This is a genomic window from Oribacterium sp. oral taxon 102 (assembly GCF_013394775.1).
Classification (GTDB): domain Bacteria; phylum Bacillota; class Clostridia; order Lachnospirales; family Lachnospiraceae; genus Oribacterium.
Window position 1 is genome coordinate 1,871,361 of sequence record NZ_JABXYT010000001.1, and the last position, 13,589, is coordinate 1,884,949.

The following is a 13,589-nucleotide window of genomic DNA, read 5'->3' on the forward strand; positions in this document are numbered from 1 at the left end:
TCCTAACAGATTTTTAACAGTTCTTAATTAGTTTATACTAACTTTCGCTTTCTTTCAAGCCATGAACCGCAGGATGCGGAGAAGAAGCGCCAAATATCCACTCACATAAACTGCACACAAAAAGCTCCGGAAATCCGGAGCTTTTCGTGCGCCCTCAGGGACTCGAACCCTGGACAAATAGATTAAGAGTCTACTGCTCTACCAGCTGAGCTAAGGGCGCATTTCTGCGGCCGCTTACGACGACCGTAGTATCATATCAAATCATACAGACAATGTCAATACATTTTTCAGCTATCCTGCCCTTATTCCGTCTTCGTTGCGAGGGAAAGCCCCATGCTTTCCAGCTTGCCCAGAATCTCATCCAGTGATTTCCGCCCCATATTGCGAACCTTCATCAGGTCATCCATGGTCTTGTCACAGAGATCCTCTACAGTATTGATATTGGCGCGCTTCAGACAATTGTAGGAGCGGACGCTGAGCTCCAGCTCATCGATGCTCTTATTCATTTCATCATAGCTGTCCTCAGAGCCGCCGCTGCTCTGCACCGCATTCTCCCGCGAAGCCTCATCCATGCTCATAAAAAGCTGGAGGTGCGTCTGCATGATACGCGCCGCCAGAGAAACCGCCTCCTCCGGAGCCATCGTCCCGTTGGAATAGACATCTAGCACGAGCTTCTCCCTGCCCGGGCCAAGCTCCTCAATGGCAGTATTCACCCTCTTGACCGGCGCATAGATCGCATCCACGGCGATCACGCCGATCGGAAGCTCGCTGTGATCTCTGGTATTGGCACCGTCATAGCCTCTTCCCTTCGTGATCTTCAGCTCCATGTAGATCTTCGCATCCTTGCCGGACAGTGTCGCGATCTCCTGCTCTTTATTGATAATCTCTACCTCGGAGCTGACCTTGATATCCGCCGCGGTCACGACGCCCTCTCCCGCAAAGTCAATATACGCAGTGATCGGCTCGTCGCTTATGGAATCGTCGCGGATCGCGAGCTTCTTCAGATTCATAATAATCTCGGAGACATCCTCCTTCACCCCGGAAACCGAGGAGAACTCATGATATACGCTGTCGACCTTGACCTCGCTGACCGCCGCGCCCGGCATAGAGGAAAGGAGAATCCGGCGAAGGGAATTGCCCAGAACGACCGCCTCTCCGCTGGCGAGAGGGCCGCATTCAAATCGTCCGTACTTCTGATCGTCCGAAAGCTCCACAACCTCTAACTCTGGTTTCAACATATTTTCCATCTATAAACTCCTCTTATCCGCAGGGAAACGCCAGGGCTGAAAAGCGCAGACTCCCCCCTTATCCATTAACTTAGTAATTATACATTTTTTTTTTGACTTTGCAAATACTTTCTATCGATTCGGGTTCGTAACAATTCAGATAAGACATTCGCAATTAAATCAAACAGAAGCAACTGCTAGGTAAAGCGCAGGCGGGAGATCCCTTCCGGACTTCCCGCCTGCCTTGATCTTATCCGTATCCTCAGCCTGCTTCCCATGACTGTTTACTCATAATGCACTCTTTTTCATAATGAAGCAGAATATTTTCCATTCCTTATATTTCATATCATAGCGCATTTACAGCCAAAATCAAGCCTGCTTCACTTTTAACTTTTCGATTCCCGCTTCGATTCTCCTTAAAGACTCCTCCCTGCCGAGCAGTTCCATGATCTCCGTGGCGCCCGCCGGCGTCATCTGCTTCCCGGACAGCGCGATGCGGATCGGCCACATCATGAAGCCCGTCTTGTAGCCCTTCTCCTTTCCGAAGGCAGAGAGCAGCTCGAAGAGCGCGTCATTGGAGAAATCCTCCTGTGCACGGAGCAGCGGCAGTACCTCCATGAGAAGCTGCAGGGAATTGGCGGGATCCGTCTTCGACTTCTTGTTCACAAAGAGCGCTGCATTATAATCAGGAACCGCCTCGAGGAAATCGATCTGCGCCGGGATATCGGGGAAAACCTCGATCCGGGTTTTTAGCAGCTCCGCGATATGGCGGAAATCCAGCTCTCTGTGAAGACTCTCCCGGATATACGGGAGAGCCCGCGCATAGAAAGCATCAAAATCCATCGTCTTGATATACTCCCCGTTCATCCAGCGCAGCTTCCCCATGTCGAAAACCGCCGGGGACTTCGAGATCCTGTGGTAATCGAAGCTCTCGATCAGCTCCGGGAGACTCATGATCTCCGTATTCCCCTCCGGACTCCAGCCAAGCAGCGCCACGAAGTTCACGACGGCCTCCGCCACGAAGCCCTGCTCGAGCAGATCCTCGAAGGAGGAATGTCCGGAACGCTTGCTGAGCTTCCTGTGGTTCTCGTCTGTAATCAGCGGACAGTGAATGTACTTCGGGATCTCCCAGCCGAACGCCGTATAGAGGCGGTTGTATTTCGGGCTGGAGGAGAGGTACTCATTGCCGCGAACGACATGAGTGATCCCCATCAGATGATCGTCCACCACATTGGCGAAGTTATAGGTCGGGAAGCCGTCCGACTTCATCAGCACCATGTCGTCCAGCTCGGAATTCTCTACCGTTACCTCGCCGTAAAGCTCATCCTGAAAGCTCGTCGTCCCCTCAGCCGGATTGTTCTGCCGGATAACATAGGGCACGCCCGCATCGAGCTTCTCCCGAATCTCTTCCGGAGAAAGTGCGAGACAATGTTTATCATAATGCAGGATCTCTTCACCGTTCACCGTCGTCTTCAGGCTGTCAAGGCGTTCCTTCGTGCAGAAGCAGTAATATGCCTGTCCTCTCCGGACGAGCTCCTCCGCATATTTGCGGTAGATCCCCGCCTGTACCCGCGCGGACTGTACATAGGGTCCGCAGCTCCCCGGCTTCTCCGGGCTCTCGTCCGGAACCAGTCCCGTGTCCGCGAGCGTCTCATTGATAAGCTCTACGGCACCCTCCACGAGCCTTCCCTGATCGGTATCCTCGATGCGAAGCAGGAAGTCCCCGCCCTCATGCTTCGCAATCAGATAAGCATACAGCGCCGTTCTCAGGTTCCCGACATGCATCCGCCCTGTCGGGGAGGGCGCGTAACGTGTTCTGATCTTCATCCTCTCTCCTCTTTTCTCCATTTCCAGAAAAATCCGTATGCCGAAGTCTTCGGTATCCCATAGTATATGCGCAGCTCCGCTTCTTCGGAACCCTCGCAGTGTCGGCAGGTTTTCGGCAGTCAAATCTCTGTCCGTACGGAATGCTCCTCCGGAGGCAGGAAAAGGACTCCGGCGCAGCGCGCTGGAGCCCTCCTCTTCCCCTCCCGCAGATTTATGCGAGATCCTGCGGCCGCATCGTCAGATTGATCCTGCCCATCTTGTCGATCTCCTGCACCTTGACCGTAACCTGATCGCCGATATGCACCACATCCTCGACCTCATTGACGCGTCCGTCGGCAAGCTTCGAGATGTGTACCATGCCGTCCTTGTTCGGGCTGAGCTGCACGAATGCGCCGAAGTTCATAATGCGGACGACCGTACCCCTCAGGATCTGTCCCGGCTCAATCTCCATCACGATGGACTCTACGATCTCCTTCGCCCTCTGCAGCGCGTTCATATCGATGCCGGAGATAGAAACCATACCCGTATCGTCGATATCAATCTTTGCACCGGTCTCTTCGACGATTCCGTTGATGACCTTGCCCTGCTTGCCGATAACATCGCCGATCTTCTCCGGGTTGATCTGGATCGTGATGATCTTCGGCGCGTACTCGGAGAGCTCCTTCCGCGGCTCCGCGATCGCGGCACGCATGACTCCGTCCATAATGAAGTTTCTCGCCTCATGCGCACGGCGAATTGCCTCCTCGACGATCGGACGGGTCAGACCGTGGATCTTGATATCCATCTGGATTGCTGTAATGCCGCTGTGCGTACCGGTTACCTTGAAATCCATGTCTCCGAAGAAATCCTCGAGCCCCTGGATGTCAGTCAGGACAATGTAGTCCTCATCCGTCTCTCCCGTCACCAGACCGCAGGAGATCCCTGCCACCATTTCCCTGATCGGGACGCCTGCCGCCATCAAAGACATGCAGGAGGCACAGGTCGATGCCATGGAGGTGGAGCCGTTCGACTCCATCGTCTCCGAAACCGCACGAATCGCATACGGGAAGTCCTCCACACTCGGCAGCACAGGAAGCAGTGCCTTCTCCGCGAGCGCGCCATGGCCGATCTCTCTTCTTCCCGGCCCTCTGGATGCCTTTGCCTCTCCTACAGAGTAGCCCGGGAAATTGTACTGATGCAGATAGCGCTTCTCTGTCTCATACTCATTAAGACCCTCCACCTTCTGCACCTCAGAAAGCGGCGCCAGTGTCGTGATATTCATGATCTGAGTCTGTCCGCGCTTGAACATGGCGCTGCCATGTACTCTCGGCAGCAAATCCACCTCTGCCTCCAGCGGACGGATCTCGTCGATCCTTCTGCCGTCCGGACGCTTCCTGTCCTTCAGGATCATCTTGCGTACGGTCTTCTTCTCATACTGATAGATCGCGTCCGGCAGAATCGCAAGCGCCTCCGCATCCTCCGCGAAGGCAGCCGTGAGCTTCTCGGTGACTGCCGCGACATTGGCGTCTCTCTGCTGCTTGTCGTCGGTAAATACCGCTTCCTCCATCTCCTCCGGAGAAACGACCGCCTTCATCCGGTCGAAGAGCTCCTGCGGTACCGCATAGGAGGTATAGGCATGCTTCTCTCTGCCGCACTCCGCGATGATGGAATCGAAGAAGCCGATGATCTGCTGGTTCACATCGTGTGCCAGATAGATCGCCTCGATCATCTTCTCGTCCGAGATCTCATTCGCGCCCGCCTCGATCATGATGACCTTGTCTCTGGTGGAGGCTACGGTGAGGAGCAGGTCGGAAACCGCCTTCTCCGCATTGCCGGGATTCAGGATGAACTCACCGTTAATCATGCCTACCTGCGTGGAAGCGCAGGGGCCGTCGAAGGGAACATCGGAAAGGCAGGTCGCAAGCGAGGAGCCCAGCATCGCCAAAAGCTCCGGCGAGCAGTCCTGATCTACGGAAAGCACCACATTGTCCAGCAGCACATCATTCCGGTAATCCTTCGGGAACAATGGGCGCATCGGTCTGTCGATCACGCGGGAGGTCAGGATCGCATTGTCGCTGGCACGCCCCTCTCTCTTCTTGAAACCGCCCGGGAACTTGCCGACCGCATACATCTTCTCCTCGAACTCTACAGAGAGCGGGAAGAAGTCGATACCGTCCCGCGACTTCGCGCTGGCGGTGCAGGTCGAGAGCACGGTGGTGTCTCCATAGTGCAGGAGCGCCGCGCCGTTTGCCTGCGCGCATACTCTGCCGATGTCGATCGTCAGCATCCTGCCGGCGAGCTCCATGGAATAACTCTTATACATAAGAACCTCCTGATACATAAAAAAAACGAGCAGCATTCCAAATCCACTGAGCAAGGCGCGGAAAGCCGTGCCCTCCTCAGTGAGCTCGGAACATCTGCGTAAAAACCGAAAGTAGTATAGCACAGCCGCGGAATAAATGCCATATACCACCGCGAAAAAAAGCCGGCTGCAAAGCACACTGCAGCCGGCCGAAATGCCTATTACTTTCTAAGTCCGAGTCTCTCGATCAGCGCTCTGTAGCTGTCCAGATCCGTATTCTTCAGATAATTCAGAAGACCGCGTCTATGACCGACCATCATCAGAAGACCGCGTCTGGAATGGTGATCCTTCGGATTCTGCTTCAGATGCTCGGTAAGCTCCGTGATTCTCTCCGTGAGGATGGCCACCTGCACCTCCGGCGAGCCGGTATCTCCCGCCTTACGCCCGTACGCTGCAATAATCTCCGCCTTCTTTTCCTTTGTAATCATCTCTTTCTCCTTTCACTCTGTGCTGCCCCTGCGGCAGCCGTTTTGCTTCCGTATAGCCTAATCGTCGGAAGGAGTCCGAACCATCACGCTATCGCGAAGTCCTCTGAAATAGTAGCAGAAGAATCCCGTCCCGTCAATCAGAAATCCGCGGAAACGCAGCCGCATACGCCCGAGCCGCCTCCCGGTCTCGAAGCAGCTGCGCCTTCAGCTCTGCGAGGGAGGCAAACTTTTTCTGCCCGCGGAGCCGCTTCAGGAAGTCCACCCGGATCTTCTGTCCGTAAAGATCCCCCTCGTAATCCAGGATGTGTGTCTCGATATTAACCGGATTGCCCTCGGAGATCGTCGGATTCGTACCGACGCTTGTCACCGCCCAGTAGAGTACGCCGTCCAGGAAGACCCGGCTGACATATACACCAAGTGCCGGTATTACCTTCCCCTCCGTCGGTCTGATGTTTGCCGTCGGAAAAGACAGCAGCGGCCCGCCGAACCGCCGTCCGTGGATGACCGCGCCGGCAACGGAGAAGCACCTCCCGAGCCACGCGTTCGCGAGCTCTATCTCTCCTGCTGCGATCTTTTCCTTGATCAGGCTGCTCGAGATTTCCCGGATACTGCCGTCCGAATCGGCCACGGTCACCTTATCCACGACATAGAGCCGATAGCCGAGCACTGTCTCCCGCTCCCGGAGAAAAGCGGCGCTGCCCTCCGCACGGTATCCGAAGCTGCAATCCGTTCCAACCACGATCGCCCGGGCGCGCATCTCCCCGAGCAGCACCTCCCTGAGGAAGTCCTCCGCCGGAAGCCGCATCGTCTCCCTCGTCATCGGGAACTCAAATACATAGTCGAAGCCGAAGTTCCGAAGTCGGGACAGATGCTCCGGGCCGGGCGAGATCGAGGGCCGGTTCTCACCCCGTACCACGACGTCCGGATTCTGCGAGAAGGTCAGAACCGCAGTCTTCAAGCCCTGCTCCCGTGCCGTTTCGAAAAGCTTCCCGAAAATCCGCTGGTGCCCGAGGTGCCCGCCGTCGAATTTGCCGAAGGTCACCGCCGTGTCCTCCGGAATATAGATCGGCGGCTTCACCGCGGTCCAGAGCGTCCCTGCCTCCTTCCTCTCCAAAAGCGCCGAAAGCGTGAAGCTGTCCTCCGCCCGAAAACTGCCGACCCTGCTCCTCCGAAGCGCAGACATCACCGCGCCGCAGCCGAGCTTCCTGCCGATCTCCGCGCAGAGCGTCCGGACATAGGTTCCCTTGCTGCACCGCACCGTGAAGCGTACATACGGAAGGGCGATCCCGTCCGTCCGGATCTCATAGACCGTGATGCGGCTCGCCCTCCGCTCCACAACCTTTCCTTCCCGCGCGAGCGTATAGAGCCGTTTTCCGTTCTGCTTCTTCGCGCTGTACATCGGCGGGATCTGCCAGCATTCTCCCTGCATGGAGTGCACCGCCTCGCGCACTGCCTGTTCGCTGCACACTACCGGAGCAGTTCGGGAAACCTCTCCGGTGATGTCCTCGGTATCCGTCTCGAGTCCGAGCATGAGCTCCGCCTCATAGACCTTCTCACCGGCGGCGATGCTGTCCACCAGCTTCGTCGCTTTCCCCGCACAGACAACAAGCACCCCTTCTGCCATAGGGTCGAGGGTGCCTGCGTGTCCGATCTTTCTCTCGGAAAGGATGGAACGGAGCCTGTATGTGACATCGAAGCTCGTCATCCCCTTCTCTTTATAAACATTGATGATTCCGTCCATCTACTCCTGTTCCCGCGCCGCGTTGCTCACGAAGTCCGCTGCGTCCATCTGGATCGAAAGCTCCCTCGTAATGTTGTTAATGACGTCGTGCGCAGACCCTGCCAGCGAGCAACCCGCCGCCATCCTGTGTCCGCCGCCGCCGAAATGCGCCGCAATCGCGGAGACGTCCACTCCCGGATTGTTGGAGCGAAGACTGACCTTGTAAACCTGATTCGCGATCTCGTAGAGAAAAACCGCCGCATCCACGCCGCGGGTCTCCCGCATCGTCGCCACGATCCCATCAATATCCTTCGAGCTCACATTATAGAAGCGCATCTCCTTCATCGTGAGCCAGCTTACCAGCACCCGCCGATCCATCAGCAGCATGCTTTCCAGCAGCACCCTGCCCTGCACCTGCTGCTGCGCATAGGTTCGGAAGTAGAAGCTGTCATCGATGATGTGCCCGAAATCGATGCCCTTCCCCATCAGGAAGCCGGCAATCTCCATCGTGTGCGGACTCGTTGCGCTGTACTTGAAGACGCCCGTATCGTGGATAATACCGGTATAGAGACAGACCGCGCAGTCCTGATCGATGTTCTCCCGCTCCATCAGGTCGAAGACGACCTCGCAGGTGCTGGAGGCGTGAGGAAGAATCTGCGCCGTGCCGGATGCCGCATTCGAATTCGTGATATGATGATCCGCGATGAAGGTCTGCTTCGCATTCCTTGCGAGTATACCGAAATCGCCGAGTCGATCCAGTGTCGCACAGTCACAGAGGATCGCGAGATCATATTTCCGATCGGAGGGGATATGGACAATGCTGTCAAAGCCCGGAAGGTAAGCGAATTTCCGATTTGCCTCCATCAGATAGACATTGACTCTCTTGCCCGGATAGCGGTTTCGGATATACGCCCTCACTCCAAGCGTCGAGCCCAAACAGTCCCCGTCCGGATTGATATGCCCGAGCACACAGACAGAATCCGCCTCTTCGATCATTCGGTTAAACTGCTCTTTCATCCTCACTCTTCCTCTGTCTCATACACATTATCCTGATTGACCGGCACACCGACCGGACGCTCCGCATCCTCCCGGGAAACCCGGCTGATAAGCGCGTCCATCCTCGCACCGTACGATACGGAATGGTCCGAAACGAACTGCAGCTCCGGCGTATGCCGGAGGTTCAGACGCTGTGCCAGCTCCCGCCGGAGATAGCCTCCCGCCGCACGCAGCCCCTCGATTGTCCTCTCCAGCTGCTCCTCCTCCCCCAGTACGGAAACGTAAACCTTGCAGAACTGGAGATCCGACGTCAGGGAGACGCCGGTGACATTTGTCATCGGAGAGACCCTGTAATCCTTGATTTCATCCCGGATGAGGACGGAAAGCTCCCGCCGGAGATCCTCATTCCTTCTCTGGTTCTTAAAATTCTGTTTTTTCAACGCTTAACCTCTTCCATAACATAGGCCTCGATCTGATCCTCCTCCTGAAGATCCGAGAAGCCCTCGAAGACCAGTCCGCACTCATAACCGGTACGAACTTCCTTCACATCATCCTTGAAGCGCTTTACGGAAGCGATCGCGCCATCGAAGAGCAGCTCCTCTCCTCTCCGAATCCGCGCCTTCGCCCCTCTCTGTACCATGCCGTCCAGCACATAGGAGCCGGCGATCGTGCCGACGTCGGAGGACTTGAAGATCATACGAACCACAGCGTGCCCGATCACCTTCTCCTCGTAAACCGGGGCCAGCATTCCCTTCATCGCATTCTCGATATCCTCGATTGCCTTATAGATAATGTTGTAAAGCCGTACATCGACATGCTCTCTGTCGGCGATATCCTTCGCCGTGGTGTCCGGCTTCACATCGAAGCCGATCACGATCGCGTTGGAAGCGATCGCCAGATTGATATCCGACTCGTTGATCGCGCCGACGCCGGAGTGGATGACCCTGACCATGACCTCCTCGTTCCGGATCTTCTCGAGAGAGTCCTTCACCGCCTCTACGGAGCCCTGTACATCTGCCTTGACGATGATCGGCAGCTCCTTGATCTCGCCCGCCTTGATCTGGTCGAAGAGCGCGTCGAGGCTGACCTTCTTCTTGGACTCCTCGACCATCCTCTGCTTGTTCTCGGAAACGAAGGTCGCAGCATACGCCTTCGCTTCCTTCTCGTTGTCCTTCACCTGGAAGATCTCGCCGGCATTCGGAACCGCATTCAGCCCGAGGATCTCTACCGGCATGGACGGCGTCGCCTTCCTGATCCGCTTCCCCTTGTCGTCTACCATCGCACGCACCTTGCCGTAGGCAGAGCCGACCGCGACGACGTCGCCGACGGAGAGCGTCCCCTTCTGCACGAGCAGCCGCGCCACGGAACCGCGCCCCTTGTCCAGCTCCGCCTCGATAACAACGCCGTAGGCAATTCGATCCGGGTTCGCGCGGAGCTCCATTACATCCGCCTCGAGCACGATATTCTCCAGCAGCTCCTCTATGCCCTCTCCGGTCTTCGCGGATACCGGGCAGCAGATGACATCTCCGCCGTAATCCTCAGAGACGAGGTCGTACTTCATCAGCTCCTGCTTCACCTTCTCAATATTCGCCGTCGGCTTATCGATCTTATTGATCGCAACGATGATCTGCGTATTTGCCGCCTTGGCATGATTGATCGCCTCGACAGTCTGCGGCATGATGCCGTCGTCCGCCGCTACGACCAGCACTGCGATATCCGTGGACTGTGCGCCGCGCATACGCATCGCGGTGAATGCCTCGTGTCCCGGCGTATCGAGGAAGGTGATCGAACGGTTCTCCCCGTTCACCTCCACCGATACCTGATATGCGCCGATGGACTGCGTGATGCCGCCATGCTCGCGGCTCGTCACATTGGTATTGCGGATCGCGTCGAGAATGGAGGTCTTGCCGTGGTCGACGTGTCCCATGACGCAGACTACCGGCGGACGCGGCCGGAGCTCCTCCTCGCTGTCCTCCAGCGAATCCTGCACGAGCTCGGCGATCACATCGACCTCTTCCTCTTTCTCACAGAGGATGTCGTACTCTACGGCGATATTCTCCGCCTCCTCGTAGGAAAGCTCCGTATTCAGCGTCACAAGCTTTCCCTGCAGGAAGAGCTTCTTGATGATGTCCGCCGCCTTCTGCTTCATCTTATCCGCGAGCTCCTGGATTGTGATCAGCTCCGGAATCGTAATGGCCTTGATCTGCTCCTCTTCCTTCTTCACGACCTCCGGTCTGATAAACGCACCCTTGCCGGTTCTGCGGCTCTTGTGCTGCATATCGTCTCTCTCGTAGGACTGTGCAGCACCGTATTTATTCTGCTTCCGGCTGTTACGGTTCCGCTGCGAAAGCGCTGCCTTCTCATTCTCCGCTGCCTTATTGCCATAGGTCTTCCTCTGCGGCTTCACCGCCTCATGTCTCTGATGACCTCCGCTCTTCTCCGAGAGCTCCAGACCGCCGGAAACGCCGCCGTCCCGTCTGCCGGGCATAGGACGGCCGCCTGCCGCTCTCTGCGGATCTCTTCCGAACGGCCGTCTCTCTCCGCCCTGCGTGCTGCCGGGTCTTCCTCCGCGGAACGGGCGGTCTCCCTGCGGACGTGCACCGCGGTTCTCTCTGTCTCCGCGGGAGAGCGGACGCTCTCTCCGCTCCTGCGCCGCCTTCTCCCTCTGCTCCTGCGCCTTCATCTCCGCATATACGTTTCGGATCACCGGTCTCGGTGCATTCAGCTCCTTCATGATATCCTGCTTCGGTCTCTCTGCCGCCGGCTTTTCCGGCGCCTTCAGTACCCGTACCGCCGGCTGCTCCCTCTTCACTGTCTCCGCCGCATTTTCTCTCTTAGGCTCCGGCACAGAATCCCTCTTCGTCATCTCCGCCGCATTTTTCTCCTGCTCCGCTGCGAGCCTCTCCTGCTCTGCCCTCCGCGCCTGCTCCTCGCGTTTCTGCTGGATCGCGTTCAGCTCCCGAAGCGGCGTCACCCGTGCCGTTCCCGGCGGAAGGGGTCTTCCGTTCGGTGAGCTCTTCTTCTCTGCACCCCTCGGCGCTGCCTTCCGTGCTGTCTTCGCTCCCAGCGGGTGATCCTTGTGATTGACCGAATTCTGGGAATGGAAAACCACCGCCAGCTTTTTCTTTTTCGGCGCGGCGGCGCCCTCCTTCGGCTTCGCGGCCTTCTCTGCCTTTAGATTCTTATTCTCTTCCAACATTCGCATTTACCTCCAGTATCCGTTTCATCTGTATCGCAAAGCCCTCATCCTCGATACTGAGTGAAGACCGTTCTTCCTTCCCGATCGCACTGCCCAGCCCCGCCTTCGTACTGTGCTCGCAGTACGGAACCGAGCGGTATTCGCACATATTTCGGAACTTTTTTTTGGTATTGTCCGAAGCGTCTCCGGCGAGAATCACCAGTCTTGCCCTGCCCTCCTTGACGGATTTCTCCGTGCCGAATTCCCCGGAGCGAAGCTTCCCGGCGCGCATCGCGAGCCCCAGCATTCCCATGAATTTATCCTGCAATCTTCTCAAACTCCTCTCGAAGCGCCTCATAAACCTCGGCGGAAATCGCTTCCCGGAAGGACTTCTCCAGTCCTCTCCGCTTCCATGCCTTCCGGAGGCATTCCGCATTCCTGCAAAGATAGGCGCCTCTTCCATTTTTTCTGCTGCTCTCGTCCAGCGAAAATTCCCCCTCCGGTGAACGAACGATCCGAATCAGCTCGTTCTTCCCCTTTTTCTCCCCGCAGCCGATACAGCTTCTCTCCGGCAGCTTTTTCATTCCTCTGTGTCTGCCGCCTCCTCTTCTCCATTCCCCTCTTCACCGGTCTCTACGCCGGTTTCCTCATTGATCCCTTCGTCGGTTTCCTCATCGACCCCTTCGTCGGTTTCGCCATCGTAATCCTCATAAGCATCCTCGTCCTCCTCGAACTCCAGCTCTCCGCTGTAGTCCTCGAAGCCGCCCTCTCCATGGTAGTCGATCCCCATTTCATCGAAAATTCCCTGCTCTGCCGCCTGCGACTCGGACTTGATGTCGATCTTGTAGCCGGTCAGCTTCGCGGCGAGGCGCGCATTCTGCCCCTCCTTGCCGATCGCGAGGGAAAGCTGCGTATCCGGCACGATGACCAGCGCGTCTTTATTATCCTGATCCGCGATGACCGCGATGACCTTCGCAGGAGAAAGCGCATTCTCAATCAGGTATGCCGGGTTCTCGTCATAGCTGATAATGTCGATCTTCTCTCCCTTCAGCTCATCCACCACCGTATTGACACGGGTACCGTTCAGACCGACGCAGGCGCCGACCGGATCGACGTCAGGATCGTTGGACCATACCGCCATCTTGGTACGGGAGCCCGCCTCTCTGGAAATCGCCCTGATCTCGACGATCCCGTCCCGCACCTCGGTGACCTCCTCCTCGAAGAGCTTCTTCACAAGCTCCGGGTGCGTTCTGGAAAGCATCACGCGCGGGCCGCGCGGCGCGTCCCTGACCTCCACCACATAGACCTTGATCCTGTCGTTCGGCGAAAGCCGTTCACCCCTCACCTGCTCATTCTCCGCGAGGTAACCGTCGACCCTGCCGAGATTTACGATCACGGATCTGCCGGTATCCCGATCTACGATGCCGGTCACGACGGTCTTCTCCATGGAGTAATACTCATTGTAGAGCACTCTCCGCTCCTCCTCGCGGATCTTCTGCACGATCACACCCTTCGCGTTCTGCGTCGCGATCCTACCAAAGCTCTTGGAATCGATCGGCACCTGCACGATATCGCCGAGCGCATAGCCTGGATCCATCAGCTTCGCCTCCGTGAGGGAGATCTCCGTGGCCGGATTCTCCGGCTTCTCTACGACCGTCTTGTCTGCAATCACGGAAAACGCACAGCTCTCCTCATCGACCTCCACCCGCACATTGTCCGCAGAGCCGAAGTGGTTCTTGCATGCCGTCTGCAGGGAGCCCTTGATCGCCTCGATCAGCGCCGATTTGGGGATGCCCTTCTCCCTTTCCAGAATTTCCAATGCCTCGCGCAGTTCTGTATTCATCTTCCTCTCCTCCTGTAGGACGTTCCTCTG

At 56.9% G+C, this 13,589-nt stretch carries 11 protein-coding genes and 1 tRNA gene; all 12 read right to left on the reverse strand.

The window, feature by feature from the left end; all coding sequences use genetic code 11:
* Positions 1 to 147 precede the first annotated feature (147 nt).
* Positions 148 to 220 (reverse strand) — tRNA-Lys (locus HW273_RS08435).
* A gap of 82 nt (positions 221 to 302) precedes the next feature.
* Positions 303 to 1,247, reverse strand: a complete 945-nt coding sequence (locus HW273_RS08440; protein ID WP_179011460.1) for a DNA-directed RNA polymerase subunit alpha — start codon at positions 1,245 to 1,247, stop codon at positions 303 to 305.
* A 348-nt stretch (positions 1,248 to 1,595) separates the two neighbouring features.
* Positions 1,596 to 3,053 carry a glutamate--tRNA ligase gene (gene gltX / locus HW273_RS08445; protein WP_179011463.1) on the reverse strand — a complete coding sequence of 486 codons (1,458 nt, stop codon included), beginning with the start codon at positions 3,051 to 3,053 and terminating at the stop codon, positions 1,596 to 1,598.
* Positions 3,054 to 3,264: 211 nt separating this feature from the next.
* Positions 3,265 to 5,355 carry a polyribonucleotide nucleotidyltransferase gene (locus tag HW273_RS08450; RefSeq protein WP_179011465.1) on the reverse strand — a complete coding sequence of 697 codons (2,091 nt, stop codon included), beginning with the start codon at positions 5,353 to 5,355 and terminating at the stop codon, positions 3,265 to 3,267.
* Positions 5,356 to 5,555: 200 nt separating this feature from the next.
* The gene (gene rpsO / locus HW273_RS08455; protein WP_179011467.1) at positions 5,556 to 5,822 is read right to left on the reverse strand and encodes a 30S ribosomal protein S15; all 267 of its coding nucleotides are present in this window, start codon (positions 5,820 to 5,822) and stop codon (positions 5,556 to 5,558) included.
* 133 nt (positions 5,823 to 5,955) lie between these two features.
* Complete coding sequence (gene truB, locus HW273_RS08460) at positions 5,956 to 7,563, reverse strand: tRNA pseudouridine(55) synthase TruB (RefSeq protein WP_179011469.1); 1,608 nt, start codon at positions 7,561 to 7,563, stop codon at positions 5,956 to 5,958.
* The gene (locus tag HW273_RS08465) at positions 7,564 to 8,559 is read right to left on the reverse strand and encodes a DHH family phosphoesterase (protein WP_179011471.1); all 996 of its coding nucleotides are present in this window, start codon (positions 8,557 to 8,559) and stop codon (positions 7,564 to 7,566) included. It abuts the gene before it with no gap.
* 2 nt (positions 8,560 to 8,561) lie between these two features.
* Positions 8,562 to 8,978, reverse strand: a complete 417-nt coding sequence (gene rbfA / locus HW273_RS08470; protein WP_179011473.1) for a 30S ribosome-binding factor RbfA — start codon at positions 8,976 to 8,978, stop codon at positions 8,562 to 8,564.
* Positions 8,975 to 11,737, reverse strand: a complete 2,763-nt coding sequence (gene infB, locus HW273_RS08475) for a translation initiation factor IF-2 (RefSeq protein ID WP_179011475.1) — start codon at positions 11,735 to 11,737, stop codon at positions 8,975 to 8,977. Before infB ends, rbfA begins: the two co-directional genes overlap by 4 nt.
* Positions 11,721 to 12,044 carry a L7Ae/L30e/S12e/Gadd45 family ribosomal protein gene (locus HW273_RS08480; RefSeq protein WP_243206844.1) on the reverse strand — a complete coding sequence of 108 codons (324 nt, stop codon included), beginning with the start codon at positions 12,042 to 12,044 and terminating at the stop codon, positions 11,721 to 11,723. Before HW273_RS08480 ends, infB begins: the two co-directional genes overlap by 17 nt.
* A complete protein-coding gene (gene rnpM, locus HW273_RS08485; protein WP_179011480.1) occupies positions 12,034 to 12,300 on the reverse strand; it encodes an RNase P modulator RnpM in 267 nt (88 codons plus the stop codon). Before rnpM ends, HW273_RS08480 begins: the two co-directional genes overlap by 11 nt.
* Complete coding sequence (nusA, locus tag HW273_RS08490; protein ID WP_179011482.1) at positions 12,297 to 13,559, reverse strand: transcription termination factor NusA; 1,263 nt, start codon at positions 13,557 to 13,559, stop codon at positions 12,297 to 12,299. Before nusA ends, rnpM begins: the two co-directional genes overlap by 4 nt.
* Positions 13,560 to 13,589 lie beyond the last annotated feature (30 nt).

Excerpts from the sequence above, each read along its gene's own strand:
- truB (WP_179011469.1), bottom strand. The coding sequence starts at position 7,563 with ATGGACGGAATCATCAATGTTTATAAAGAGAAGGGGATGACGAGCTTC.
- rpsO (WP_179011467.1), bottom strand. The coding sequence starts at position 5,822 with ATGATTACAAAGGAAAAGAAGGCGGAGATTATTGCAGCGTACGGGCGT.
- HW273_RS08450 (WP_179011465.1), bottom strand. The coding sequence starts at position 5,355 with ATGTATAAGAGTTATTCCATGGAGCTCGCCGGCAGGATGCTGACGATC.
- HW273_RS08440 (WP_179011460.1), bottom strand. The coding sequence starts at position 1,247 with ATGGAAAATATGTTGAAACCAGAGTTAGAGGTTGTGGAGCTTTCGGAC.
- rnpM (WP_179011480.1), bottom strand. The coding sequence starts at position 12,300 with ATGAAAAAGCTGCCGGAGAGAAGCTGTATCGGCTGCGGGGAGAAAAAG.
- infB (WP_179011475.1), bottom strand. The coding sequence starts at position 11,737 with ATGTTGGAAGAGAATAAGAATCTAAAGGCAGAGAAGGCCGCGAAGCCG.
- nusA (WP_179011482.1), bottom strand. The coding sequence starts at position 13,559 with ATGAATACAGAACTGCGCGAGGCATTGGAAATTCTGGAAAGGGAGAAG.
- gltX (WP_179011463.1), bottom strand. The coding sequence starts at position 3,053 with ATGAAGATCAGAACACGTTACGCGCCCTCCCCGACAGGGCGGATGCAT.
- HW273_RS08465 (WP_179011471.1), bottom strand. The coding sequence starts at position 8,559 with ATGAAAGAGCAGTTTAACCGAATGATCGAAGAGGCGGATTCTGTCTGT.